The sequence below is a fragment of the Citrobacter sp. wls708 genome (assembly GCF_005281255.1).
Classification (GTDB): domain Bacteria; phylum Pseudomonadota; class Gammaproteobacteria; order Enterobacterales; family Enterobacteriaceae; genus Citrobacter; species Citrobacter werkmanii.
Map to the genome: position 1 here is coordinate 577,366 of NZ_SZXE01000015.1, position 25,220 is coordinate 602,585.

The following is a 25,220-nucleotide window of genomic DNA, read 5'->3' on the forward strand; positions in this document are numbered from 1 at the left end:
TCCTATAGTCAGCGACGCAGAATCTGAGCCAGACAGTCCACCACGCCAGCGGGGTTGTCCCGATGCGCGTTGTGTCCGGCATTACGAATCACATGGTTTGGTACTGACATTTCCGTCGCCAGCGCGCGGAATTTATCGTCACGTTCACCACATAAATAATAAAACGGAAATGTGCGCGCAGTGAGTCGCGCACGTAAATCAGGTTGTGCGGCAAGCGAGGTGGCCTCCAGCATCGCCGCCAGCGTATGCCCATTATTCTGGCTACGCAGATCGACCAGCGTCTCTCTTTGCGCCGCATTCAGCGAGGAAAATACCGGCTGTTGATACCAGTCATTAAATATCTCACGCAGCGGTTCAGCGCGAAAACGCGCGGCCCAGCGGCCATCTGAAAGGCGACGTTGAACGCGCGCCTCCTCGCTTTGCAAACCAGGATGTCCACCTTCAACGACCAGACCGCAAAGTCCGGGCATCTCCTGACAGGCCGCCATCATCGCGACTCTGCCGCCAAGAGAGTAGCCCACCAGCCAGTAGCTAAGTATGTTGTAACTAAGCAAGGTGCTACGCAATAACGCACAAACATCATTGAACCCGCTCACCTTGATGTCGGCGGAACCGCCGTGTCCCGGCAGGTCGATATACAGCCGCGAATAATCCTGAAACGCTTCGCCGACCGTCTGCCATTCCCGACAGTCGCCGGAGAACCCGTGCAGGAAAACCAGCCAGGGTGATCCACTCTGGCTAACGGTCGCCTGGGCGTGCAGGATCATAGATGGCTTACCTGCGCCAGCAGTTGCTGCAGGGTTTGCGCCCCGTCAGTTTCGTTCACCACCAGCTCAATAACCGTTGCCGCAGGAGTACGCCAGGCATTTGTCAACGCGCTCTCCAGTTGCTCCCAGTTTTCTGGGCGCTGATATTTGAGGTTAAACATGGCCGCGGCATGCTCAAAGTGCACGTTCTGCGGCATCAGATAGAACCGTTCACGTTCACTTGCCGGCGTCGGCAGCAGGGAAAATATCTGCCCACCGTTATTATTGACCACTATCAGGACAAACGGCGCGGAAACCTGACGCAATAACGCCAGCGCATTGAGGTCATACAGTGCAGATAAATCACCGACGATAGCCAACGTTGATTTTGCGCTGGCGCGCTGTACGCCCGCCGCCGTTGACAGCAGACCGTCAATGCCGCTCGCGCCGCGGTTGCTATAAACTGGAAAACCAGCCGGAAGCTGCGACAGCGCATCAATCAGGCGCACGACCAAACTGTTACCCACGAACAGTTGCCCTTGTTCGGGAAGATATTCGTGAATACGATGGGCTAATTGCGCTTCACCAAACACGTCGCGACGGGCTTCCACCGCCTGCCATGCCAGTTGCGCCAGGCGCGGGATTTCCACGCACCAGGGTTGGCGTTTTTCCGCCGGGTGTAGATCCAGCCAGTCACCCACCTTCGCCACCAGCCTGCGCCCACGATGATGCGCCGGATCGAGGCGACCTTCGATATTATCGACAATCCAGTATTCCTGCGGATCGCAGCTGGCCTGCCATTGCAGGAGTCGTTTTCCGGTCAGGCTACTGCCAAGCTGCACCACTATCTGCGCCTGCTGTAACTCAGTCACCGCCTTCGCATTCCCCAACCACAGGTCAGCACATGGCAGGGGTTGTCCGGTTTGCGACAAGACATCGCCAATCAGCGGCCAACCGAGCATCTGCGCCCATTGCGCAACTTTCTTGCCCTCTTCCGCGCTCATACGACCCGCGATGACTACGCCGCGCTTTTGTCGCCAGAAAAACCAGTCACGTTGTTTGTCGCTTTCCAGCCGACGCGCTTCACGTAGCCAGGGCTTGTCGTCCTGCCACCAGTCACCGAGGCGTTGCTGCCAGGCAATACCCGTTTCGTCCATGTCGCCATACAGCGGTTCCGCAAAGGGGCAATTAATATGAACCGCCCCGCTATGCAGCGCGGCCAGGGCATTATCAATGGTGGACACCAGCCAGCTCGCCGGAATGTCCTGTGTCGGGCGCGGTAAAGAGAGCGTTTGCGACGGATGAGAAGCAAACATGCCGGCCTGACGAATCGCCTGATTAGCGCCACAGTCGATAAGTTCTGGCGGCCGGTCAGCCGTAAGTAAAATCAGTTTTTCACCGGTCAGGCCCGCTTCAATCAATGCGGGATACAGGTTCGCCACTGCCGTACCGGACGTGACAATCACGGCGACTGGCTGGCGACTCACTTTTGCCAGACCTAATGCCAGATGCCCAAGACCACGCTCATCAAAATGGGTATGGTGGATAAAAGCAGGATTTTCCGCTGCTGCCAGCGTCAACGGTGTAGAACGAGAGCCAGGGGCAATGCAGATATGCCTGACGCCGTGGCGAGTGAGTGCTTCCAGTATGACCGCCGCCCAGCGTCGGTTAAATGCGCTTACTGACATGAGATTGTCCGGTATCAATATTGCGACACAGTATAGAGAATCGAATAAATGGATTTTTGATATGAATCGGAAATATACACGAAATCACTATCCTTCCATCTGTAATAAGGTACGTAACCCTGCCGCTTTATTGTCTATTTCTTGCCATTCTTGCTCAGGATCTGAACCACGCACGATCCCCGCGCCGGCATACAGGCGGACCACGTTGGCGTTAATTTTCGCCGAACGTAATGACACGCAGAATTCACTTTGGCGCAGAGAAAGATAACCCGCAGAACCGGCATACCACTCGCGCTCAAAGGGTTCATTTTGCCGGATGAATTCGCGCGCCAGCTCACGCGGAATGCCTGCAACTGCCGCCGTAGGCTGGAGTTGCATCAGGCAGAGCGTATCGTCGGCCTGATTCAGTTCCGTCCAGATACAACGGCGTAGATGCTGCACCTTGCGCAGTCTGAGCACCTGCGGGGGGAGCACATCAAGGGTTTGCGTACAGCCTTGCAGCCGCTGGCAAATATCCTCGACCACCAGCATATTCTCGCGCTGGTTTTTATCATCTTTCATCAACCAGTCGCCTAACTGCCAGGCGCGATGATCCTCGGCGTGATTGGCAACGGTTCCGGCCAGCGCTTCGGTGCGCAACGCCGTGTCGCGCCGCCGATACAAACGTTCAGGGGAAGAGCCAAGAAAAGCGGAGTCGGCAGAGAATGCCATAAAGAAATGGTAGCAGTTAAGGTTCAGGCGACGGCTGGAAGCCATTACCGCAGCGGCATTCACCGACTGTGAAAACTGTAAATCTGTCGCTCGCGCCAGCACAACTTTGTCGAGTTCTTCCCCATTAATGGTGTGCGTGGCAAGCTTTATCAGATCTATCCAACCGGCTTTATCAGGCCAGTGCTGTTCTCCCGCCAAACTCAAACGCAGCGCGGGCAATGGTTTAACATTGGCCAGCGTGGAAATAAATTCAACCGCGCGTGCGGCGTCTTCACGCAGCGAAACATCACTGTAAAGGTGTAACCGTAAGCTCGCCACTCCGGCGCAGCGTCGCCATTCCAGTCGCGGTAACAACAAATTGCCGTGCCGGGGCTCGAACGCATTGAGGCCCCAGATACGCAGGTCAGGTTGATTGTCGTGCTGACGTAAAAACTGCTGAGCGGATGCCAGCGAGGAAAACGTGGCGACAGCCCCCAGCACAGCGGCTTCTTCGTCGCCGTTACGCTGCTGCCAGTAAAACTGGGGCCAGACGGGTTGACTGGCCAGCCATCCTAAAGCGTCAAACGCATCGTTCAGAGGGAAAGGTATGTCGTAAATACGAATTCCAGGTGCTGCCGGTATCTCTTGCGACAAATGACGCATCAGACCTTCCAGCGCAGTAGTGATTGATTGCACGCGGACCTCTCCCTGTTAAAAACCTCTCATTATACGGGGTACTGAACAGAAAAAGCAGTACCCCGAGTTAGGGAGTACGAACAAATGCGATGACGGAGCGGAATTTATCGCCGCGCTAACAATAATCCCATCACTAAACCGACCGTGGCGCCAACGCCAATTCCGCGCCAGGGTTTTTCATGCACATAGTCATCCGCCCGGCAAACGGCCTTTTTCGCGCGGAAATAATAATTGTCAGAAGCATGGCTGACGCGATTTCTCACCTCTTCTAACGCCCGCTCCGCCCGCGCTTTTAACTCAAGATATTTTTGATCGGCCGGATCGCCGGAAGAACGCAACACCTCTTCCAGCGTTTCGCTCAAGAGTTCCAAATCATCATCGATACGTGATTCATAAGATTGAAAAGACATTGTATTCTCCCTTTCTATTGACGTATCCGCTAACTATAGACAACCTGGACCGTTTGCGCCTGTTTAAGCCTGATGTGCTTCTCGCGCCATTCCGATGTGCGGAATCCCGTCTTCGTCATAAATATCCGTCACCGGCATAAAACCAAAGCGCGCATAAAACGGTTGCAGATGCGCCTGCGCGCCCAGATACAGCGCCTTGTGCGGCCAGTGTTGCGCACAGGATGCCAGCGTCTGGGTCATCAACTGTTGTCCCAGTTTTGCGCCACGTAGCGCTTCGCTGACTATCACCCGGCCAATGACCACCGGCTCCAGATCGTCATCGCTTTTCAGAATCCTCGCATACGCCACCAGCTCATCATTGTGCCAGCCCAGAATGTGCCGATTTTCGCCAACCAGATCGTCGCCATCTACATCCTGATATGGACACTGTTGTTCAACAACAAACACCGCGCAGCGAAGCTGAAGAATGGCATACAGTTCTTGTGTACTCAGCTTTGCATGGTGGAGATCTTGCCAGTGAATCATTGTCTGCCCCTTTGTTGTGATAACCTGAACACCCTGCCTTATTGATGGCGAAAAGTGTAACGCAAAGATGGAATTACTATTTTTAGGCACGTCAGCGGGAGTTCCTACCCGCTCACGCAATGTAACGGCAATTTTACTGAATCTGCAACACCCGACTCAGCCGGGGCTGTGGCTTTTTGATTGCGGCGAAGGAACACAGCATCAAATGCTCGCCACACCGTTCAATCCGGGAAAACTCGACCGTATCTTTATCAGCCACCTGCATGGCGACCACCTGTTTGGTTTACCTGGATTGCTGTGCAGTCGTTCGATGGCCGGGAACGTCAAGCCACTGACGCTTTACGGCCCAAAAGGATTACGGGAATTTACCGAAACCGCTTTGCGTCTGAGCGGTTCATGGACTGACTATCCTCTGGATATTGTGGAAATCACCGCGGGTGAAATCGTCGATGACGGCCTGCGTAAGGTAACGGCATATCCACTGGAACATCCGCTGGAATGCTATGGTTTTCGCATTGAAGAACACGACAAACCAGGTGCGCTAAACGCCAGTGCGCTGAAGGCGGCTGGTGTTAAATCCGGTCCGTGGTTCCAGGAGCTGAAAGCCGGGAAAACCATCGTCCTGGAAGATGGTCGCGTAATTAACGGTGCCGACTTTCTTGCCCCGGCCACCAGGGGAAAATCCGTGGCGATTTTCGGCGATACAAGCCCTTGCGCAAGTGCCTTCGAACTGGCAAATGGCGTAGATGTGATGGTGCATGAAACTACACTGGACGCGTCAATGGAGGAGAAGGCCAATAGCCGTGGACACAGTTCAACCCGACAAGCCGCGCAACTGGCGCTTAAAGCGGGTGTCGGACGCTTGATCATGACCCACGTTAGCTCACGCTACGATGAAAAAGGCTGTCAGCGATTACTCGAAGAGTGCAGAACGCTATTCCCGGCAACAGAACTGGCTCACGATTTCGCCATTTTCACCGTTTAACGCTCTATTTTTTCGCCTCAGTGCCGATAACAGAGAAAAGGCTGGCTTTCACACTGAGGACAGGATGAACAATTTCCAGAAAGATATTGATGACAGGACCAATCTAACCCTGTCTAACCGTTTTGAACTGCTGCTGTTTCGCCTCGGCAAATCCATCGAGGAGCAGAAATCAGAGCTGTTTGGCATCAACGTATTCAAACTGCGTGAAATCGTGCCGATGCCGACGTTTACGCGTCCGGCGGGAATGAAAGCTCCACTGTTAGGTATGGTGAACATTCGCGATCAAGTGATCCCGGTGATTGACCTGCCGGCGGTGGCGGGCTGTAAACCAGAGACCGGGCTCAACATCCTGCTCATTACGGAATACGCCCGCAGCGTACAGGCGTTTGCGGTGGAGTCAGTGGAAAACATTATGCGTCTGGACTGGCAACAGGTACATACCGCCGAGAAAGCCGTCAACGGTCGCTACATCACCAGTATCGCCTGCCTGGATGACGACAAAGAGACCAACAACCTGGCGCTGGTACTCGATGTTGAACAAATTCTTTACGACATCGTACCGTCCAATCACGATTTACGCGCGACAGACCTGAAAACCAGTAAATTCAACATCACGCCGGGTGCGGTGGCGATTGTGGCAGAAGATTCGAAAGTTGCGCGCGCGATGCTGGAGAAAGGGCTTAACGCCATGGAAATCCCGCATCAGATGCATGTGACAGGTAAGGATGCGTGGGAAAAAATCCAGCAGCTTTCCGCAGAAGCGCAGGCGGAAGGCAAGCCAATCACTGAGAAGATAGCCCTGGTGCTCACCGACCTGGAAATGCCGGAGATGGACGGTTTTACGCTTACCCGGAAGATCAAGACCGATGAACGCCTGAAGAAAATCCCGGTCGTTATCCACTCCTCGCTTTCCGGTAGCGCCAATGAAGATCACGTTCGCCGGGTTAAAGCTGATGGTTATGTGGCAAAATTTGAGGTCAATGAGCTCTCTTCTGTGATTCAGGAAGTCATGGAGCGCGCAGCGAAAGACATTAGCGGTCCACTGGTGAGCCGTCAGCTTTCGGCCTGACGCCCAACCAGCCCCCCCTTACTCTGCGGTTCTCCAACGAGTAAGGGAGTCGTTCCCCCACAAAAAAATCTCTTTACCATACCCTCCCTTTAATTATCATTAAAAATTGCCGCTTTTAGATATCAGCCGTTGAGTCAAAAAATAGCCTCAACAATTATCCTACATGATTTTCACATTTCTAAGCAGGCAGTGACGTGGATAAACACCGTTTCATAAAAGATCTCCAAAAACATGCAAAATCCCTGGCCAAATACAAACTTAATTTAGACATCGACAATATCAAGAATACTTTAATCGCAGGCCAGCAACATATAGAGGAGAATGAACAATCTGTCACCTTAATCAATAACCTCATACCGCTCACGACAAGAGATATCACTGAAAAAGACGTAGACATTATTCTTCCTATAATTTCAGAATACTGGATGACGCTCCTGCGCTCCGCGCAATATAAGATTTTCTTTTATGGCACCCATAGTCATTATCTCAGTTTTAGTACCATTATCGCGGATCGTTTTCAGTCACAACTTATACATCTGGACATCACCACTGACGTTGAACACTGTATCCAGGCCATCAATCATCCGTCACCCGATAATGCAACTAAAATTCTCATCTATGATGATGAAGGAAGCCATATTTTAAGAAGAAAATTCGACTGCGCGAATGTCTTCTCTTACATCTACTATAGTCCTCTACGTGTGACTTGTGGGACTAACAAAAAATATGCCATGTATCTGGAACATGAATACAAAAAATACAATACACAGATTATTGATAATGTCGTTACCGGGTCGTCATATGCCTGGTGGGGTGTACCAACGCAATTGACTACCTGTACAGCCAATATGTCCGTTAAAAGTGGTGATACTGCCTTTGCCCTGGCTATCACTGAACATCTGTCTCAGAGTGGCAAGTTAAAAAAACATATTCATATCACGAGTTTTTTTGATTTACACCATGAATTGGCCAGAAGTAAAGGCACCTTTAACAGTGGCGTATTTAAGGAGCTTAAATTTTTCGCCAAAAAAAATAATATCCCATACATTCAATATGATGAAGAAATTTTCACCAGCAATCATGATGAGATATACCAACCAGCGTCAATTAGCAGTAGCATTGAAAAAAACCTGTTAAGTTTATTTATATCTGAAGCAAAGTTGATAGCCGCAATAACAGACATTGTTAACCATAAATATCTCAACTTTGACTTTCATATGGCAATTGATGAGCAAAGAAATGAAAGTTCAATGTGCGAAGAAGAAATGGATAAACTCAGCATACAGCGCGGCAGCAATCATTCCAAACTTTTTCGTCATAAGGAATCATTGAGTTCGAATTCTCGTAATATTGAGAAAATGGTCCACAATGCTGAGAAGAATAAATACGCTATGTATATAGTATTTCCCCCTCAGCCACAGAAATATATAGAAAACATTAATAAAGAAATGGTCAATGAGGCTTTTTCATTTTATCAACAAATCACATTAAATAAGGAAAATATTGTACTTATCGATATGAGTGGTGACCCGGACTTTACTCGTCACGACTTTCAGGATGGCGACCACTTAAACTTTAAGGGTGCGATTAAATTTATACAGAAACTTCAGGCCTATGGCATCACTATATAGATAAAAAAAGAGTCTGGACATTGCCCAGACTCTTTTTTGTTTACAGCATGATGTATTACATCAGCGGTGCCGCTAACTGCACAATGCTGATCAGCGGTTGCGGCCAGATACCCAGCACCAGCACCAACAGAGCAGAAATCAGCACCACGATCCCACCCGCGCTGTACTGCCAGTTAGACGGCGCATCGCGGTTCAGCTGTTGCGGCGCGCTCAGGTACAAGCTCACGGCAACACGCAGGTAGTAGTACAAACCAATCGCGGAACCGACCACCACGGCAGCAACCAGCCACCACAGGTTAGCCTGCACACCGACCGCCAACACGTAGAACTTACCGATAAAGCCCAGCGTCATCGGGATACCCGCCAGAGACAGCATCATTACCGTCATCACTGCCGCGAGGATCGGGCGATGCCAGAACAGACCACGGTAGGAGAACAGAGAATCTGCATCCGGGCCACGGTACGGGCTGGACATCAGGCTGACCACACCGAACGCGCCGAGGCTGCTGAACAGGTAACCGGCCAGGTAAACGCCAACCGCTTCCATCGACATCTCGCCGCTCTGCAGGGCAATCAACGCCACCAGCAGATAGCCGAGGTGAGAGATGGAGGAGTAACCGAGCAGACGCTTGATGTTGGTCTGGCTCAGCGCCATCAGGTTACCGAAGATGATGGAAGCAAAGGCGATCACGCCCAGCACGGTACGTACCGCTTCGCTGTCGCCAACCGGCGCATACAGGAACAGACGCATCACTACGCCGAAGATAGCGATTTTGCTCGCCGTCGCCAGGAAGGTGGAAACCGGAGCCGGAGCGCCCTGGTATACGTCTGGCGTCCACAGGTGGAACGGAACCAGCGAGAGTTTAAAGCCGAGGCCAACAATCATCAGACCGAAGCCCGCCAGCAGCAGCGGTTCGTGCAGCATGCCGTCGCCAAGGCTCTTACCGAGCGCAACAAACGACAGGTTGCCAGACTGCGCGTACACCAGCGCCATACCGAACAGCAGGAAGGAAGACGCTGCGGCAGACAGAATGGTGTATTTGATACTGGCTTCCAGAGAACGTTTCTGACGGAACGCATAGCCAACCAGACCAAACAGCGGCAGAGAAATCAGTTCGATACCGAGGAACAGCGCCGCCAGATGGTTAGCATTTGCCAGCAGAATACCGCCGAGGGCAGCAATCAGCACCAGCAGGTAGAACTCTTCCCGGTTGTCGTCGTAACCTTCCAGCCACGGGTAAGCAAAGGTACAGGTGGCAAGACTCGCCAGCAGCACCAGCCCGGTATAGAGCATGGCGAAACCGTCAACCCGCATCAGCGGGGTGACGTCCATAGCGCCCGCCTGGCCAACAAACCAGAGCGAAACCAACGCGGCGTTAAGCCCAATGACCGACAGCGTGGCATTGAGGAAGTGATTGCGTCGCCACGCAATGGAGAGCATCACAACCACCACCGTCAAGCCGACGATCAGCAGCGGTAGCAGCGCAATCAGGTGTTGTGGAGTTATTGTCATGGCGATTTACGGCCTTGTAGTAGTAACGGAATTAACAAACCACTGCTGGATGTTGCTCATCGCAGAATGCGAGGTATCCAGAATCGGCTGCGGATAGAAGCCAAGCAGTACCAGAAGCACGACCAGCAACAGGATGATAAACAGCTCACGCAGCGACATCCCTGGCAGTTCTACACTGGCAATCTGGCTCTTCGCCTTACCAAAGTAAGCGCGATGCAGCATCGCCAGCGAGTATACAGAGGCAAACACCAGACCAAAGGTCGAGATCACGGTAATAACCGGAACCACCTGGTAGCTGCCGAACAGAATCATAAATTCGCCAACGAAGTTACCTGTACCCGGCATACCCAGCGTACAGACTGCGAAGAACATGGACAGCGCAGGCAACCATTTCATTTTGCCCCACAGACCACCCATCATACGCATGTCACGCGTGTGCAGACGTTCGTACAGCTGACCACACAGGATGAACAGACCGGCTGCGGACAGACCGTGCGCAATCATCTGAATTACCGCGCCCTGGTAGGCCAGTTGGCTGCCGGTGTAGATAGCAATCAGCACGAAGCCCATGTGGGATACGGAGGTATAGGCAATCAGACGTTTGATGTCGTACTGATTAAAGGCCATCCACGCGCCGTAGAAGATACCAATTACGCCAAGCCACATGGCGATAGGCGCAAACTCCGCCGACGCGTTCGGGAACAGCGGCAGAGAGAAACGCAGCAGACCGTAGGCTGCGGTTTTCAGCAAGATCCCCGCCAGGTCAACGGAACCTGCGGTCGGAGCCTGGGAGTGCGCGTCCGGCAACCAGCCATGCAGCGGAACCACTGGCATTTTCACCGCAAAGGCGATGAAGAAGCCCAGCATCAGCAGGTATTCCACGCCATGAGACATCGGGGTATTCAGCAGCTCTTCATAGTTGAAGGTCCACACGCCGGTCGCTTTGTAGTGCACAAACACCAGCGCCAGGATGGCAATCAACATCACCAGACCACTCGCCTGGGTATAAATGAAGAACTTGGTCGCCGCCGTGATACGCGTTTTCCCGTCAGAGGCTTTATGCCCCCACAGCGCGATCAGGAAGTACATCGGCACCAGCATCATTTCCCAGAAGAAGAAGAACAGGAACATGTCGATGGCCAGGAACACGCCGATCACGCCGCCTAAGATCCACATCAGGTTCAGGTGGAAGAAGCCCTGGTATTTTTCGATTTCATTCCAGGAGCAAAGGACCGCCAGAACGCCGAGCAGGCCGGTCAGCACTACCATCAGCAGCGACAAGCCGTCGATTGCTAAATGGATAGAGATGCCAAAACGTGGGATCCACGGCAGGACAAACTCAGACTGCCACTGCGGAATACCCGCAGATTGCGTCAGTGAATAGCCGCCCTGCAACCACAGTTGCAGGCCAAGCGCCAGCGTCAGTCCCATGGTAATCAGCGCGATCCAGCGCGGCACCTTCACGCCAAAGCGTTCGGTCTGCCAGCACAGGAAGCCACCGATGAAAGGGATTAATATCAACCAAGGTAATAACATGGTGATCTTTGTTCCTTGTTTAAGTCCCGTTCAGGCTATCTCACTCGTCATAGCGAACCCCGGCTGTGCTCGCAACCCTCACGTACTTCAGTACGCTCCGGTTGCTGTGCGCAGGCGGTGTCCACTCTGACTTCGCCGATAACGCCTGTCCTTTTGGACCTGATTTTCAACGAATTTTAAAAATTCTCTTTGGGTTTGTTGTGTCGGGCACAATACCAACCCTCAAACTCAACGCAGTACCATCAACAGTGCCAGCACAACGACGGCGCCGATGCTCATCGATGCCACATACCAGCGCAGATAACCGTTCTCGCTTAACAACAGGCCTTTACCTGCAAAGCGGGAAAGGACAGCCGGAATGTTCATCATTGAGTTCAGCGGGTCGCGTTTCAGCAGCCAGGCAATGCCCAGGAACGGCTTAACGAATACTTTGTCGTACAACCAGTCAAAGCCCCAGGCGTTATACCACCAGGTACCCAGCAGACGGCCCGGCGCACTGTTGGCAATCGACGTCACAAGCGTACGTTTACCCAGCCACAGCCATGCTGCGATCAGGATGCCCGCAATCGCGACGATACCAGAGGTAATTTCCAGCGTCATGACGCGACCATGCTCAAGTTCGGTCGTTGCAGGCAGCACTCCCTGCAGCGGCGGTACGATCAGCGCGCCAACAAAGGTGGACAGGATCATCAGCACAATCAGCGGCAGATGATGGGTAATCCCCTTCCCGGCGTGAGCGTGAATTTGTTCTTTACCGTGGAATACGATGAAAATCATTCGGAAGGTGTACAGCGAGGTCATAAACGCACCGACCAGTCCTGCAACCATCAGATTGATATGACCGTTCGCCATCGCACCGGCCAGAATCTCATCCTTACTGAAGAAGCCTGCGGTAATCAGCGGCAGAGCCGACAGCGCCGCGCCGCCCACCAGGAAGCAGAGATACACCAGCGGAATAGATTTACGCAGGCCGCCCATCTTGAAGATGTTCTGTTCGTGATGACAGGCCAGGATAACCGAGCCGGACGCCAGGAACAGCAGCGCTTTAAAGAAGGCGTGAGTCATCAAGTGGAAAATCGCCGCATCCCATGCCTGAACGCCGAGCGCCAGGAACATGTAGCCAATCTGGCTCATGGTGGAGTAAGCGAGAACGCGTTTGATGTCGGTCTGTACCAGCGCGGCAAAACCTGCCAGCACCAGCGTGATCGCACCGATAATCCCCACCAGATGCAGGATTTCCGGGGTCATCAGGAACAGACCATGGGTACGTGCAATCAGGTAGACACCTGCGGTAACCATCGTCGCGGCGTGGATCAGCGCGGAGACAGGCGTCGGGCCGGCCATCGCGTCAGCAAGCCAGGTCTGCAACGGCAGCTGTGCGGATTTACCTACCGCACCACCCAGCAGCATCAGGGTCGCCCACATCAGCATGTTGTTGCCGTCGGCAAAGTGCGCAGGCGCCAGTTCAACCATTTCGCGGAAGTTCAGCGTGCCCAGCTCGTTGTAGAGGATGAACAGCGCGAAGGCGAGGAACACGTCACCGACACGGGTCACCACGAAGGCTTTCATTGCCGCAGCGCCATTCTTCGGATCGCTGTAGTAGAAACCGATCAGCAGATAGGAACACAGGCCCACGCCTTCCCAACCGAGATACATCAGCAGCAGGTTATCCGCCAGTACCAGAACCACCATGCTGGCGATAAACAGGTTGGTGTAAGCGAAGAAACGAGAGTAGCCCTCTTCTCCACGCATATACCAGGAGGCGAACATGTGGATCAGGAAACCGACGCCGGTCACCACGCTGAGCATAGTCAGCGACAGGCCATCCAGCACCAGGTTAAAGCCGATGTTGAAGTCACCGACAGACATCCACGTCCACAGCGGCTGACTGTAGGCTTGTTGACCATTAGCAAAGAAGTCAACGCCAACAAACGCCGTCACCAGCGCAGCCAGGCCAATAGAGCCAACGCCCACGGTAGCGGACAGATTTTCTGACCAACGACCGCGAGAGAATGCCAGTAATACGAAGCCAATAAATGGCAGAATAATGGTTAAGGCAAGCATGTTCATCCACGCATCTCACTTACTGAATCGATGTTCAGGTTCTGGCGACGGCGATGAAGTTGCAGCAACAGCGCAAGTCCAATGCTCGCTTCCGCAGCCGCGAGGCTGATGGCGAGAATGTACATCACCTGACCATCGGTCTGGCCCCAGTAGCTTCCGGCGACCACAAAGGCCAGCGCGGAGGCGTTAATCATGATTTCCAGCCCAATCAGCATAAACAGCAGATTGCGGCGGATAACCAGACCGGTTAAGCCCAGCACGAATAAGACAGCCGCGAGGATCAGTCCATGTTGTAAGGGGATCATGCGTGCTCCTCCGTTTTTCTTTTCGCACGGTCATCGGTGCGATTGCTCAGTACTTCACCTGAACGCTCTTCGCGACCCACGTGGAAGGCCACAACCAGGCCCGCCAGCAGCAGCATCGAAGCCAGTTCGACCGCCAGTACATACGGTCCGAACAGGGAAATACCGACCGCTTTCGCGCTAATTGGCGTACCGTCGATGCCCTGATCGTTAACGCCAAGAATGGCGTACACAATCACCACCAGCATGATGGCCGACAGAATCGCCGGACCAATCCACACCTGCGGTTTCAGCCATTGGCGTTCCTGTTCAATTTCAGAACCACCGAGGTTGAGCATCATTACCACGAACACGAACAGCACCATGATGGCGCCCGCGTAGACGATAATTTCCAGCGCACCGGCGAAGTAAGCGCCTAACGAGAAGAACACCCCGGAAATCGCCAGCAGCGAAATAATCAGATACAGCAGTGCGTGTACCGGATTGGTGTGGGTGATCACCCGCAAGGTTGCGAGAATGGCTATCAGGCCACAGATATAAAAAGCGAACTCCATTGCCCCTCTCCTTACGGTAACAGGCTCTTGACGTCGATAGGCTTGGCTTCGTTCTCTGCTTCGCCCTTATCTTTGCCGTCGATTGCCATACCTGCCATCCGGTAGAAGTTATATTCCGGGTATTTGCCCGGACCGGAGATCAGCAGATCCTCTTTCTCGTAAACCAGGTCCTGGCGCTTGTACTCACCCAGCTCGAAATCTGGAGTCAGCTGAATAGCCGTTGTCGGACAGGCTTCTTCACACAGACCGCAGAAAATGCAGCGTGAGAAGTTAATGCGGAAAAACTCCGGATACCAGCGGCCGTCTTTGGTCTCTGCTTTTTGCAGAGAGATACAGCCTACCGGACATGCTACCGCGCACAGGTTACAGGCAACGCAGCGCTCTTCACCGTCCGGGTCGCGGGTCAAAACGATACGACCACGAAAACGGGGCGGGAGATAGACCGGCTCTTCCGGGTACATCTGCGTTTCGCGTTTCGCGAACGCATGCAGGCCGATCATCCAGATACTGCGTACCTGGGTGCCGAAACCTACGAACAATTCTTTTAAGGTCATGGTCTTTGTGTCCCTTATTGCGCCTGCCACAGAATGACAGCCGCCGTTACCAACAAGTTGACGAGCGTCAGCGGCAGACAGACTTTCCAGCCGAAGGACATTACCTGGTCATAACGAGGACGCGGTAACGACGCACGAATCAAAATGAACATCATCATGAAGAACGCGGTTTTCAGCGCGAACCAGACGAATGGCGGTAAGAACGGGCCATGCCAGCCACCGAAGAACAGGGTAACCATCAGTGCAGAAATGGTGACGATACCGATGTACTCGCCCACGAAGAACAGACCGAATTTCATACCGGAATATTCAATGTGGTAACCGTCGGCCAGTTCCTGTTCGGCTTCTGGCTGGTCAAACGGGTGACGGTGACATACTGCCACGCCCGCGATGGCAAAGGTGACAAAACCAAAGAACTGCGGAATAACGTTCCAGATATCAGCCTGGTTATTGACAATGTCGGTCATGTTGAATGAACCGGCTTGCGCCACCACGCCCATCAGGGACAGTCCGAGGAACACTTCGTAGCTCAGCGTCTGCGCAGAAGCACGCATCGCCCCCAGCAGCGAGTATTTGTTGTTGCTCGACCAACCAGCGAACAGTACCGCGTATACCGCGAGACCTGCCATCATCAGGAAGAACAGGATGCCGATGTTCAGGTCAGCAACGACCCAGTTTGGGCTCACCGGCACGATGGCGAAAGCCAGCAGCAGCGAGGTAAAGGCGATCATCGGCGCCAGGGTAAAGATGACGCGATCCGAGAATTTCGGGATCCAGTCTTCTTTAAAGAACATCTTGATCATGTCCGCAACCAGCTGGAGCGAACCGCCCCAGCCAACACGGTTCGGCCCGTAACGGTTCTGGAACAGACCCAGCAGACGACGTTCGCCAAAGCTCATGAATGCCCCGCAGGTGACCACCACCAGCAGAATCACCACCGCTTTGAGAATGCTCAGCAGGATCTCAATCAGATCGGGTGTAATCCAACTCATTGCTGTGCCTCCTGCAGATCCTCAAGACGCGCGCCTGCCAGAACCGGCGCGATGCCAGGCATACCCATCGGTAAACCAACCTGCCCTGCCGTTAATCCTTCAGCGATTTCAACCGGCAGCGTGACCGTATTGCCATCGTAGCTGAAAGAAACACGGGTACCGGCATTAACACCCAACTTCGCGGCGTCTGCCGGGTTAAGTTTGATGTACGGCTGCGGCATACGAGTCTGGAAGACCGGCGCACGCTGGGACAATTCGTCGCTACCAAACAGATGGTAGTACGGCGCGATACGCCACTGACCATCCTGAGCTTCGAAGCTCGCCGGAACGGTAGTGAAGTAATCCATACCGCCCGCAGAGGCTTCAATCAGACGCACGCCCGGATCGCCATGACGCAGTTTACCGCCCACTTCATCCTGGAACTTGTTCCACGCCTGTGGGGAGTTCCAGCCCGGAGCCCAGGCAAACGGAATTTGTGAACGCGGCGCAGACGGCTGGTTGTTCCCTTCCATCGAGAAGGCGAACATGGTGTCTTTATCCTGCGGCTGACGAGGTTCATGGACGCTGATGTTAGCCCGCATCGCGGTACGACCGCTGTAGCGGTGCGGCTCACGCGCCAGTTTCTGTCCACGGATACGGAAGCTTGCATCCGGCGCGGCATCTTTGATCCCAGCCAATTGCGGCAGCTTCTCAACAACCGCGTCGATAACATGGTCGAGCTGCGTCCAGTCCACTTCACGGCTCTGCACGGTGCTGTGCAGCGAGTGCAGCCAGCGCCAGCTTTCCAGCATCACGGTGTTGCTGTCGTAGTAGGAAGGGTCATAGACCTGGAAGAAGCGCTGCGCGCGGCCTTCGTTGTTAATCACCGTCCCATCGCTTTCGGCAAAGCTCGCGGCGGAAAGCACCAGATGGGCGTTTTCCATAATTGCTGTACGCTGATGGTCAACAACCAGTACCAGCGGCGCTTTCGCCAGCGCGGCATTAACACGCGTTGCTGAAGCATGGCGATGCAGGTCATTTTCCAGCACCACAACGGCGTCAGCACGACCTGTTTCCAGCTCGGTCAGCGCATCGTCAAGAGAACCACCGCCAATCATACCCAGGCCCATGCTGTTAACAGAGCGCGCAATCATGGTAATGCCGACGTCAGCGCCACGACCTTTCAGCGCCTTCGCCACGTTGGCAGCAGCCTGAATTACTTCGGCGCTACCGGCGTTGGTGCCGGAAATAATCAGTGGTTTCTTCGCTCCGGCTAATGCCTGAACGATCACGTCAATTTTGTTCTGCAGGTCACGATCGATACCGTCAACCGCCGGGGCGTTGTTATCCAGCGCGTGGGCGATAGCGAAACCTAAACGCGCCTGATCTTCAACCGGCGCACGGTAGGTCCATGCAGCGATATCATCCAGACGGGTATTATCGACGTTAGTCACAAACAGCGGGTGCTTAGCGCGCTGACCGATGTTAAGGATTGCCGCAATCTGCCAGTCGGCCACTTTCTGCGCCGCCGCCATTTCGCGTGCTTTACCTTTCACCGCCTGACGCACCGCCAGCGCAACGCGCGCGCCGGTCTGGGTGACGTCTTCGCCCAGCACCAGAACCGCATCGTAAGACTCGATTTCACGCAGCGCCGGAGTGTGAATACCGCCGTCACGCAGCACGCTCAGCGCCAGCTGCAGACGTTCCTGCTCACCCTGGGCGATACCGGTATAGAAGTTATCCGCGCCGACCAGTTCACGCAGCGCGAAGTTGCTTTCAACGCTGGCACGCGGGGAGCCGATACCAATCACTTTCTTCGACTGGCGCAGAATATCTGCCGCGCCCTGCATCGCCTGTTCGGCGTTGAGCGTGATCAGATCATCGCCACGACGCTGTACCGGCTGACGCGGACGGTCTTTCAGGTTCACGTAACCATAGCCAAAACGACCACGGTCGCAGAGGAAGTAGTGGTTAACGGTACCGTTGTAACGGTTTTCGATACGACGCAGTTCACCATAGCGCTCGCCCGGGCTGGTGTTACAGCCAATGGAACACTGCTGGCAGATGCTCGGCGCAAACTGCATGTCCCACTTACGGTTGTAGCGCTCGGAGTGCGTTTTATCGGTGAACACGCCGGTCGGGCAAATCTCGACCAGGTTACCGGAGAATTCGCTTTCCAGCGTACCGTCTTCCGGGCGACCGAAGTAGACGTTGTCATGCGCGCCATACACGCCCAGATCCGCGCCATCGGCGTAATCTTTGTAGTAACGTACGCAGCGATAGCAGGCGATACAGCGGTTCATTTCGTGAGAGATGAACGGCCCCAGGTCCTGGTTGCGGTGCGTACGCTTCGTGAAGCGATAGCGACGGAAGCTATGACCGGTCATGACGGTCATATCCTGCAGGTGGCAGTTACCGCCCTCTTCGCAGACCGGACAGTCGTGCGGGTGGTTGGTCATCAACCACTCAACAACGCTTTCGCGGAACTGTTTCGCTTCTTCGTCATCAATAGAAATAAAGGTGCCTTCGGTGGCTGGTGTCATACAAGACATCACCAGGCGACCACGCGTATCTTCCGCGTTTTGATATTGCTTCACCGCACACTGGCGGCAAGCACCGACGCTGCCCAGCGCCGGATGCCAGCAAAAGTACGGAATATCAAGGCCGAGAGACAGACAAGCTTCCAGCAGGTTGTCCGCTCCGTTGACCTCATATTCTTTGCCGTCTACATGAATCGTAGCCATAGTCAGCATGCTTCCAGTTGGCTTAGTCAGGGACTAAGCGTTAATCGAATTACTTATCGCGATGCAGGGGGTAACCTGCAATTACCAGCGCTCTTTCAGCAGGTTCGGCTGAATACCACCAATAGCGTGGGTATTGCTGAAGGTCTGCTTGATGCCAGCTTCGAATTCTTCGCGGAAATATTTAATGGCGCTCTGCAGCGGCTCCACCGCGCCCGGTGCGTGTGCACAGAAGGTTTTACCCGGGCCGAGGAAACGACACAGTTGCTCAAGTGTCTCGATATCCCCAGGCTGGCCTTCGCCACGCTCCAGCGCACGCAGAATTTTTACGCTCCACGGCAGACCGTCACGGCACGGCGTACACCAGCCGCAGGACTCGCGGGCGAAGAACTCTTCGAGGTTACGCACCAGCGGTACCATGCCAATCTCGTGGTCAACGGCCATTGCCAGCGCAGTACCCAGACGGCTGCCTGCTTTACCGATGCTTTCGAACTCCATCGGCAGGTCAAGATGCGCCTCGGTCAGGAAGTCGGTTCCCGCGCCGCCCGGCTGCCAGGCCTTGAATTTCAGGCCATCACGCATACCGCCCGCGTAGTCTTCGAGGATCTCACGCGCGGTGGTGCCAAACGGCAGTTCCCACAGGCCAGGGTTCTTCACACGACCGGAGAAGCCCATCAGCTTGGTGCCCGCATCTTTGCTCTTCGAGATGTTCTGATACCACTCCACGCCATTGGCGAGGATGGCCGGTACGTTACACAGGGTTTCGACGTTGTTAACGCAGGTCGGCTTACCCCATGCGCCAGAGCTTGCCGGGAACGGCGGCTTGGAACGCGGGTTAGCGCGACGACCTTCGAGGGAGTTGATCAGCGCGGTTTCTTCACCGCAGATGTAACGCCCTGCCCCGGTATGGACAAACAGTTCGAAGTCGAAACCGGTGCCCATGATGTTTTTGCCAAGCAGACCGGCTTCGGTTGCTTCGGCAATCGCGCGGCGCAGATGCACAGCCGCCTCGATATATTCACCGCGCAGGAAGATGTAACCACGGTACGCTTTCAGCGCAAACGCGGAAATCAGCATGCCTTCCACCAGCAGGTGCGGCAGTTGTTCCATCAGCAGGCGGTCTTTATAGGTGCCCGGTTCCATTTCATCGGCGTTACACAGCAGGTAACGGATGTTCATGGATTCGTCTTTCGGCATCAGGCTCCACTTCAGACCGGTGGAAAAGCCCGCGCCGCCGCGCCCTTTCAGGCCAGCGTCTTTTACCTGATTGACGATTTCGTCCGGTGACAGGCCGGTCAGGGCCTTACGCGCACCTTCGTAACCGTTTTTGCTACGGTATTCGTCCAGCCAGACTGGCTGTTTGTCATCACGCAGACGCCAGGTCAGCGGATGTGTTTCGGGAGTACGGATAATATCTTTCATTTATACCGCTCCAGCAGTTCAGGAATGCCTTCCGGGGTCAGGTGAGCATGAGTGTCGTCATCGATCATCATGTTCGGCCCTTTATCACAGTTCCCCAGGCAGCAGGTCGGCAGCAGCGTAAAGCGACCATCAAAGGTCGTCTGCCCCGGCTTGATGTTGAGTTTTTTCTCAAGCGCAGCCTGGATCCCCTGATAACCATTGATATGGCACACCACGCTATCGCAATAGCGGATCACGTGGCGACCTACCGGCTGGCGAAAGATCTGGCTATAGAACGTGGCAACACCTTCTACGTCGCTTGCCGGGATACCCAGCACATCCGCGATCGCATAGATCGCCCCGTCCGGCACCCAGCCACGCTGCTTCTGAACGATTTTCAGCGCTTCAATGGACGCCGCACGCGGGTCTTCGTAGTGGTGCTTCTCGTGCTCAATCGCTTCACGCTCAGCCGCACTCAGCTCAAAAGCCTCGGTTTGTGGTTGTTGATTCTCGTGCATAATTAGCGGTCCACATCTGACATAACAAAATCAATACTACCCAGATGGACGATAAGGTCGGACACCAGGCTGCCGCGTACCGCTACCGGGATCTGCTGCAGGTGCGCATAGCTCGGGGTACGGATACGAGTACGGTAACTCATGGTGCTGCCATCGCTGGTCAGGTAGTAACTGTTGATACCCTTGGTCGCTTCCACCATCTGGAAGGACTCGTTTGCCGGCATAACCGGTCCCCACGAAACCTGCAGGAAGTGGGTGATCAGGGTTTCGATATGTTGCAGCGTGCGCTCTTTCGGCGGCGGCGTAGTCAGCGGGTGATCCGCTTTGAACGGGCCTTCCGGCATGTTGTTGAGGCACTGCTCAAGGATGCGCAGACTCTGGCGCAGCTCTTCAACTTTCAGCATTACGCGGGTATAGCAGTCAGACACGCCGCCGCCAACCGGAACTTCAAAGTCAAAGTTTTCGTAGCCAGAGTATGGACGGGCTTTACGCACGTCGAAATCAATACCGGTCGCACGCAGCGCAGCACCGGTACAACCCCAGTCCAGCGCTTCTTTCTTGCCATAGGCGGCAACACCTTGGGAACGACCTTTCAGGATGGTGTTACGCAGTGCAGCTTTCTCGTAGGAATCCAGACGTTTTGGCATCCAGTCGAGGAAGTCACGCAGCAGCTTGTCCCAACCGCGCGGCAGATCGTGTGCGACACCGCCGATACGGAACCAGGCCGGGTGCATACGGTAACCGGTGATCGCTTCCACCACGTCATAAATTTTCTGACGATCGGTAAAGGCGAAGAAAACCGGCGTCATCGCGCCGACGTCCTGAATGAACGTGGAGATGTACAGCAGGTGGCTGTTGATACGGAACAATTCAGACAACATAACGCGAATCACGTTGACGCGATCCGGCGTGGTGATGCCCGCCAGTTTCTCAACCGCCAGTACGTAAGGCATTTCGTTGACGCAGCCGCCGAGATATTCGATACGGTCAGTGTACGGAATGTAACTGTGCCAGGACTGACGTTCACCCATCTTTTCAGCGCCACGGTGGTGGTAACCGATGTCAGGCACGCAGTCGACGATTTCTTCGCCATCAAGCTGCAGCACAATACGGAACGCGCCGTGAGAAGACGGGTGGTTAGGGCCGAGGTTGAGGAACATGAAGTCCTCGTTTTCGGTACCACGCTTCATGCCCCAGTCTTCGGGTTTGAAGGTCAGCGCTTCCATTTCCAGATCCTGTTTGGCTTTGGTCAGCTCAAACGGATCGAATTCGGTCGCACGCGCCGGGTAATCTTTACGCAGCGGGTGGCCTTGCCAGGTATGCGGCATCAGCAGACGCGTCAGATGCGGGTGGCCTTCGATATCGATACCAAACATTTCCCAGGTTTCACGCTCATACCAGTTGGCGTTGGGGAACAGTTTGGTAAAAGTCGGTACACGCAGATCGTTTTCAGACAACGCCACCTTGAGCATGATATCGCGATTGCGTTCAATAGAAATCAGGTGATAGAAAACGGAAAAATCCGCGGCAGGTAACCCTTCGCGGTGCGTACGCAGACGTTCGTCCATGCCATGTAAGTCAAACAGCATGACGTAAGGTTTCGGCAGTCTCTTTAAGAAATCGCCAACTTCCAGTAATTGTTCACGCTTGACCCAAACAACGGGTACCCCGGTGCGAGTCGCCTGAACGGTAAAGGCATCCGGCCCAAAACGGTTGCGCAGTTCGCCAATGACCGGGTCATCAAGGTGATCCCGTGTTTGCCATACAGCATCTTGCGCGGTTAAGTCGGTCATATTGTTCACCATTGTAAATGGTCCGTGGTAGTCGGCAGTGCTTCGCGCTATTTATGTAGTGATAAGCGAAGGAAGTGCGGCTGCCGACAGGCGCAAATTAAATCTCGTCTGGTGTACGAAGATTCGTTACAGCAATACGTTCACCGCGTTTACGCTCGCGTTCTGACTGCATATTGGCGCGATAAACGCCCTGATCCCCAACCACCCAGGAGAGCGGACGGCGTTCTTTGCCAATGGAATCCTGCAGCAGCATCAGAGCCTGCATATACGCTTCTGGACGCGGCGGGCATCCCGGGATGTACACATCGACCGGAATAAATTTATCAACGCCCTGCACCACAGAATAGATGTCGTACATACCGCCGGAGTTGGCGCATGCGCCCATGGAAATAACCCATTTTGGTTCCAGCATCTGATCGTAGAGGCGCTGAATAACCGGTGCCATTTTGGTAAAGCAGGTTCCAGCCACGACCATCAGGTCAGCCTGACGCGGCGATGCACGCAGTACTTCCGCACCAAAACGGGCCACATCGTGCACAGCGGTAAACGAGGTCACCATCTCAACGTAGCAGCAGGAAAGGCCAAAGTTATATGGCCAAATTGAGTTTTTACGGCCCCAGTTAACCATGTCATGGAGCTTGCCCATGAACACGTTTTTATTAACTTCTTGCTCCAGGGGGTCGGTTACGATCTCCTGTTTTTGCAGGGGGTAACGGTCGTTCTCACCGTTAGGATCTATGCGGGTGAGCGTATAATCCATCTTAATGCCTCGCGGTTAGCGTTGACGATTAGCGATACTGTTCGTTTCCGGGTTCATACGCTCGCGGCGTGAACGCGCGGGCGTCCAGTCCAGCGCGCCAATACGCACCAGATAAACCAGACCAGCCAGTAACACAAAAATAAAAATTGCAGCTTCCACAAAGCCAATCCAACCGCTTTCACGGATAGATGTTGACCATGCGAACAGATACAGCGCTTCAACGTCGAAGATAACGAAGAACATGGCTACCAGATAAAACTTGGCAGACAGGCGCAAGCGGGCGGTGCCGACCGAGTCGATACCTGATTCAAACGGCACGTTTTTAGATCTCGCGCGCGCGCGACCACCTAAAAACCAGCCGCCGACAAGCATCAGGCAGCACAGGCCAATGGCGACAATAAGAAAGATAGCGAATGCCCAGTGATGAGCGATGATTTCAGTGGATGTTGACATACTCATTGCTTACTCATCAAAAGTAGCGCCAAATTCTCTGCTCTTTTCGGCAGATGAACGCCACATCGATTCATGGGGAGGAATAAAAAAAACCTTACAATCACTGTAGAAAACCATTTTATACAGCCAATTGATGGGGTTTTTTACTCCTTTCTATAACCTTTTGTCAACTTTAACAAAAGTTTCCTCACATTATTTTACACCACTCCAACCTCATTAACATAAAGTGCTGTTTACACCCATTTCGGTTGCATCATCGGTCTTTTTTAATGTTGTTGAATCGTGTCCGTAGTGAAGTAAAAAAGATAATACTCGTCTATTTTGACAGGAATTCACACTAATGCCTCCCCCTAAATGGGAGTATTTTCTTGATCTGTGACACGCTTTTGTTAATTCACCATAAAAAACAGCAACAATTTCTCTAGTTTTTTAACATGGAAACAATTAACACTTCTGCTGATTATTTTTCACCCTATTTGCTGGCTGTTTTTTTACCCGCTGATTTTGTTAAGTTTTAGTATAGCAAATGACATAAACCAATGTTATTTGCATAAAAAAAGAGCCGCTGGATGTTTTTTCATCATTAGCGGCTCTTTTTTTACACTTACATTTTAAAACGTTTTTTGTGACGCGTTACTCGAAGTCGCCTTCAATAAGGAGCGAATCATCTCCCCCTTCAGGGGTAAACTGATTGTATTGCCAAGGGTTTTGATATGTCTGCATCGAGTTAAAGATCACCTGAGCTAAATCATTTTGCGTAGCCGGATCGCAGCACAACAGATACTCGGTATCAGGCAATGGCGGTAATCCGTCCGCCGCGCCCAGTACGCGTAAATCAGGGCTCATCATTTCAACGGGACGCGCAGTAACGCCCAGACCGGCTTTGACCGCAGCACGAACCGCAGGCAATGTTGAAGCAACATACGCTAAGCGCCACGGGATCTGCGCAGCATTCAGCGTTGCCAACACCATATCGCGGAACGGGCTCGGATCGTCCAACAGCACCAACGGGACCGGCTCACCTTTTTGCAGGATATATTCGGCCGCACAATACCAGTGCGTTGGCGAAGTGCGCAGATTCAGGCATTCAAAATCGCCCGGACGGTTAGTCGTTACCACCAAATCCACTTCTTGCGACTTCAGCATATCCACCATATAGGCGTTGCGCTTGACCCTTACATCCAATGCAAGCTTCGGATAAACCGAGCTTATACGGTTGAGCAGGAAAGGCAGTATCGTATCGGCGGATTCATCAGAAGCGCCAATAGTTAACACTCCCTGAAGATTGTTAAACATTAATGATGAGCATGCCTCATCATTAAAACGCAATATTTTTCTGGCGTAACCCAACAGCTGTATACCATGTTCGGTCAGCAGTTTGTTGCGTCCATGACGCGCGAACAACTCTTTCCCCACGAGTTGCTCAAGACGCTGCATTTGCTGACTCACCGCAGACTGAGTGCGACATACCGCAGCTGCCGCAGCCGCGAAGGTATTCAGGTCGGCAACAGCAACGAAGGTTCTCAGCAGATCGAGGTCGAGGTTAATTATCGGACGATTTGCATTTATCATAGTTTTTCACTTACTCGCGGGTCATACCGGGTTAATGCTGTGCATTCA

22 protein-coding genes are annotated in these 25,220 nt (G+C 53.5%); 3 read left to right on the forward strand and 19 right to left on the reverse strand.

Features of this window, described 5'->3' with window-relative positions; all coding sequences use genetic code 11:
• Window positions 1-8: 8 nt before the first annotated feature.
• The 5 genes from menH to FDW97_RS08020 all read right to left on the reverse strand — a co-directional run bounded on the left by menH (window position 9) and on the right by FDW97_RS08020 (window position 4,755).
• The gene (gene menH, locus FDW97_RS08000; protein ID WP_137350877.1) at window positions 9-767 is read right to left on the reverse strand and encodes a 2-succinyl-6-hydroxy-2,4-cyclohexadiene-1-carboxylate synthase; all 759 of its coding nucleotides are present in this window, start codon (window positions 765-767) and stop codon (window positions 9-11) included.
• Window positions 764-2,434: a 2-succinyl-5-enolpyruvyl-6-hydroxy-3-cyclohexene-1-carboxylic-acid synthase gene (menD, locus tag FDW97_RS08005; RefSeq protein WP_038642282.1), complete on the reverse strand. Its 1,671-nt coding sequence runs from the start codon at window positions 2,432-2,434 to the stop codon at window positions 764-766. The genes menH and menD overlap by 4 nt, the downstream gene beginning before the upstream one ends.
• A gap of 87 nt (window positions 2,435-2,521) precedes the next feature.
• The gene (gene menF, locus FDW97_RS08010) at window positions 2,522-3,820 is read right to left on the reverse strand and encodes an isochorismate synthase MenF (RefSeq protein WP_085047816.1); all 1,299 of its coding nucleotides are present in this window, start codon (window positions 3,818-3,820) and stop codon (window positions 2,522-2,524) included.
• A 104-nt stretch (window positions 3,821-3,924) separates the two neighbouring features.
• Window positions 3,925-4,230 carry a stress response protein ElaB gene (elaB, locus tag FDW97_RS08015; RefSeq protein ID WP_006683669.1) on the reverse strand — a complete coding sequence of 102 codons (306 nt, stop codon included), beginning with the start codon at window positions 4,228-4,230 and terminating at the stop codon, window positions 3,925-3,927.
• A 63-nt stretch (window positions 4,231-4,293) separates the two neighbouring features.
• Complete coding sequence (locus tag FDW97_RS08020) at window positions 4,294-4,755, reverse strand: GNAT family N-acetyltransferase (RefSeq protein ID WP_038642287.1); 462 nt, start codon at window positions 4,753-4,755, stop codon at window positions 4,294-4,296.
• Between the two features lie 67 nt (window positions 4,756-4,822).
• Between FDW97_RS08020 and rbn the strand changes: the two genes are divergently transcribed.
• The 3 genes from rbn (at window position 4,823) to FDW97_RS08035 (ending at window position 8,440) form a co-directional block, all read left to right on the forward strand.
• Window positions 4,823-5,740, forward strand: a complete 918-nt coding sequence (rbn, locus tag FDW97_RS08025; RefSeq protein ID WP_137350878.1) for a ribonuclease BN — start codon at window positions 4,823-4,825, stop codon at window positions 5,738-5,740.
• Window positions 5,741-5,804: 64 nt separating this feature from the next.
• The gene (locus FDW97_RS08030) at window positions 5,805-6,809 is read left to right on the forward strand and encodes a chemotaxis protein (protein WP_038642291.1); all 1,005 of its coding nucleotides are present in this window, start codon (window positions 5,805-5,807) and stop codon (window positions 6,807-6,809) included.
• A 194-nt stretch (window positions 6,810-7,003) separates the two neighbouring features.
• Window positions 7,004-8,440 (forward strand): hypothetical protein, encoded by a 1,437-nt coding sequence (locus FDW97_RS08035; RefSeq protein WP_137350879.1) that lies wholly within the window; start codon window positions 7,004-7,006, stop codon window positions 8,438-8,440.
• A 55-nt stretch (window positions 8,441-8,495) separates the two neighbouring features.
• Here FDW97_RS08035 and nuoN read toward each other — a convergent pair whose 3' ends face one another.
• From nuoN to lrhA, 14 genes are all read right to left on the reverse strand, one after another.
• Window positions 8,496-9,953, reverse strand: coding sequence for an NADH-quinone oxidoreductase subunit NuoN (nuoN, locus tag FDW97_RS08040; protein WP_038642295.1), 1,458 nt, complete (start codon window positions 9,951-9,953; stop codon window positions 8,496-8,498).
• A gap of 6 nt (window positions 9,954-9,959) precedes the next feature.
• Window positions 9,960-11,489 carry an NADH-quinone oxidoreductase subunit M gene (gene nuoM / locus FDW97_RS08045; RefSeq protein WP_003027692.1) on the reverse strand — a complete coding sequence of 510 codons (1,530 nt, stop codon included), beginning with the start codon at window positions 11,487-11,489 and terminating at the stop codon, window positions 9,960-9,962.
• 228 nt (window positions 11,490-11,717) lie between these two features.
• The gene (nuoL, locus tag FDW97_RS08050; RefSeq protein ID WP_069323385.1) at window positions 11,718-13,559 is read right to left on the reverse strand and encodes an NADH-quinone oxidoreductase subunit L; all 1,842 of its coding nucleotides are present in this window, start codon (window positions 13,557-13,559) and stop codon (window positions 11,718-11,720) included.
• Window positions 13,556-13,858, reverse strand: a complete 303-nt coding sequence (gene nuoK / locus FDW97_RS08055; protein WP_006683663.1) for an NADH-quinone oxidoreductase subunit NuoK — start codon at window positions 13,856-13,858, stop codon at window positions 13,556-13,558. Before nuoK ends, nuoL begins: the two co-directional genes overlap by 4 nt.
• Window positions 13,855-14,409: an NADH-quinone oxidoreductase subunit J gene (gene nuoJ, locus FDW97_RS08060; RefSeq protein WP_003028059.1), complete on the reverse strand. Its 555-nt coding sequence runs from the start codon at window positions 14,407-14,409 to the stop codon at window positions 13,855-13,857. The genes nuoK and nuoJ overlap by 4 nt, the downstream gene beginning before the upstream one ends.
• A gap of 11 nt (window positions 14,410-14,420) precedes the next feature.
• Window positions 14,421-14,963, reverse strand: coding sequence for an NADH-quinone oxidoreductase subunit NuoI (gene nuoI / locus FDW97_RS08065; RefSeq protein WP_003028062.1), 543 nt, complete (start codon window positions 14,961-14,963; stop codon window positions 14,421-14,423).
• Between the two features lie 14 nt (window positions 14,964-14,977).
• Window positions 14,978-15,955 (reverse strand): NADH-quinone oxidoreductase subunit NuoH, encoded by a 978-nt coding sequence (nuoH, locus tag FDW97_RS08070; RefSeq protein ID WP_003028063.1) that lies wholly within the window; start codon window positions 15,953-15,955, stop codon window positions 14,978-14,980.
• Window positions 15,952-18,678 carry an NADH-quinone oxidoreductase subunit NuoG gene (gene nuoG, locus FDW97_RS08075; protein WP_110498804.1) on the reverse strand — a complete coding sequence of 909 codons (2,727 nt, stop codon included), beginning with the start codon at window positions 18,676-18,678 and terminating at the stop codon, window positions 15,952-15,954. Before nuoG ends, nuoH begins: the two co-directional genes overlap by 4 nt.
• An 81-nt stretch (window positions 18,679-18,759) precedes the next feature.
• Window positions 18,760-20,097, reverse strand: coding sequence for an NADH-quinone oxidoreductase subunit NuoF (nuoF, locus tag FDW97_RS08080; RefSeq protein ID WP_003839356.1), 1,338 nt, complete (start codon window positions 20,095-20,097; stop codon window positions 18,760-18,762).
• Window positions 20,094-20,594, reverse strand: a complete 501-nt coding sequence (gene nuoE, locus FDW97_RS08085; RefSeq protein ID WP_006683660.1) for an NADH-quinone oxidoreductase subunit NuoE — start codon at window positions 20,592-20,594, stop codon at window positions 20,094-20,096. The genes nuoF and nuoE overlap by 4 nt, the downstream gene beginning before the upstream one ends.
• Window positions 20,595-20,596: 2 nt before the next feature.
• Window positions 20,597-22,399: an NADH-quinone oxidoreductase subunit C/D gene (gene nuoC / locus FDW97_RS08090; protein ID WP_006683659.1), complete on the reverse strand. Its 1,803-nt coding sequence runs from the start codon at window positions 22,397-22,399 to the stop codon at window positions 20,597-20,599.
• A gap of 85 nt (window positions 22,400-22,484) precedes the next feature.
• Window positions 22,485-23,147: an NADH-quinone oxidoreductase subunit NuoB gene (gene nuoB, locus FDW97_RS08095; RefSeq protein ID WP_003028075.1), complete on the reverse strand. Its 663-nt coding sequence runs from the start codon at window positions 23,145-23,147 to the stop codon at window positions 22,485-22,487.
• A 15-nt stretch (window positions 23,148-23,162) separates the two neighbouring features.
• On the reverse strand, window positions 23,163-23,606 hold the full coding sequence (gene nuoA / locus FDW97_RS08100; RefSeq protein ID WP_003028077.1) for an NADH-quinone oxidoreductase subunit NuoA: 444 nt from the start codon (window positions 23,604-23,606) through the stop codon (window positions 23,163-23,165).
• Window positions 23,607-24,233: 627 nt separating this feature from the next.
• Entirely contained in the window at window positions 24,234-25,172 is a 939-nt protein-coding gene (gene lrhA / locus FDW97_RS08105) for a transcriptional regulator LrhA (protein WP_038642304.1), read from the reverse strand.
• Between the last annotated feature and the right edge of the window lie 48 nt (window positions 25,173-25,220).

Bases quoted from the DNA above. Each gene is read 5' to 3' on its own strand.
- menH (WP_137350877.1), bottom strand. From the start codon at position 767: ATGATCCTGCACGCCCAGGCGACCGTTAGCCAGAGTGGATCACCCTGG.
- menD (WP_038642282.1), bottom strand. From the start codon at position 2,434: ATGTCAGTAAGCGCATTTAACCGACGCTGGGCGGCGGTCATACTGGAA.
- elaB (WP_006683669.1), bottom strand. From the start codon at position 4,230: ATGTCTTTTCAATCTTATGAATCACGTATCGATGATGATTTGGAACTC.
- FDW97_RS08020 (WP_038642287.1), bottom strand. From the start codon at position 4,755: ATGATTCACTGGCAAGATCTCCACCATGCAAAGCTGAGTACACAAGAA.
- rbn (WP_137350878.1), top strand. From the start codon at position 4,823: ATGGAATTACTATTTTTAGGCACGTCAGCGGGAGTTCCTACCCGCTCA.
- FDW97_RS08030 (WP_038642291.1), top strand. From the start codon at position 5,805: ATGAACAATTTCCAGAAAGATATTGATGACAGGACCAATCTAACCCTG.
- nuoN (WP_038642295.1), bottom strand. From the start codon at position 9,953: ATGACAATAACTCCACAACACCTGATTGCGCTGCTACCGCTGCTGATC.
- nuoM (WP_003027692.1), bottom strand. From the start codon at position 11,489: ATGTTATTACCTTGGTTGATATTAATCCCTTTCATCGGTGGCTTCCTG.
- nuoL (WP_069323385.1), bottom strand. From the start codon at position 13,559: ATGAACATGCTTGCCTTAACCATTATTCTGCCATTTATTGGCTTCGTA.
- nuoK (WP_006683663.1), bottom strand. From the start codon at position 13,858: ATGATCCCCTTACAACATGGACTGATCCTCGCGGCTGTCTTATTCGTG.
- nuoJ (WP_003028059.1), bottom strand. From the start codon at position 14,409: ATGGAGTTCGCTTTTTATATCTGTGGCCTGATAGCCATTCTCGCAACC.
- nuoI (WP_003028062.1), bottom strand. From the start codon at position 14,963: ATGACCTTAAAAGAATTGTTCGTAGGTTTCGGCACCCAGGTACGCAGT.
- nuoH (WP_003028063.1), bottom strand. From the start codon at position 15,955: ATGAGTTGGATTACACCCGATCTGATTGAGATCCTGCTGAGCATTCTC.
- nuoG (WP_110498804.1), bottom strand. From the start codon at position 18,678: ATGGCTACGATTCATGTAGACGGCAAAGAATATGAGGTCAACGGAGCG.
- nuoF (WP_003839356.1), bottom strand. From the start codon at position 20,097: ATGAAAGATATTATCCGTACTCCCGAAACACATCCGCTGACCTGGCGT.
- nuoE (WP_006683660.1), bottom strand. From the start codon at position 20,594: ATGCACGAGAATCAACAACCACAAACCGAGGCTTTTGAGCTGAGTGCG.
- nuoC (WP_006683659.1), bottom strand. From the start codon at position 22,399: ATGGTGAACAATATGACCGACTTAACCGCGCAAGATGCTGTATGGCAA.
- nuoB (WP_003028075.1), bottom strand. From the start codon at position 23,147: ATGGATTATACGCTCACCCGCATAGATCCTAACGGTGAGAACGACCGT.
- nuoA (WP_003028077.1), bottom strand. From the start codon at position 23,606: ATGAGTATGTCAACATCCACTGAAATCATCGCTCATCACTGGGCATTC.
- lrhA (WP_038642304.1), bottom strand. From the start codon at position 25,172: ATGATAAATGCAAATCGTCCGATAATTAACCTCGACCTCGATCTGCTG.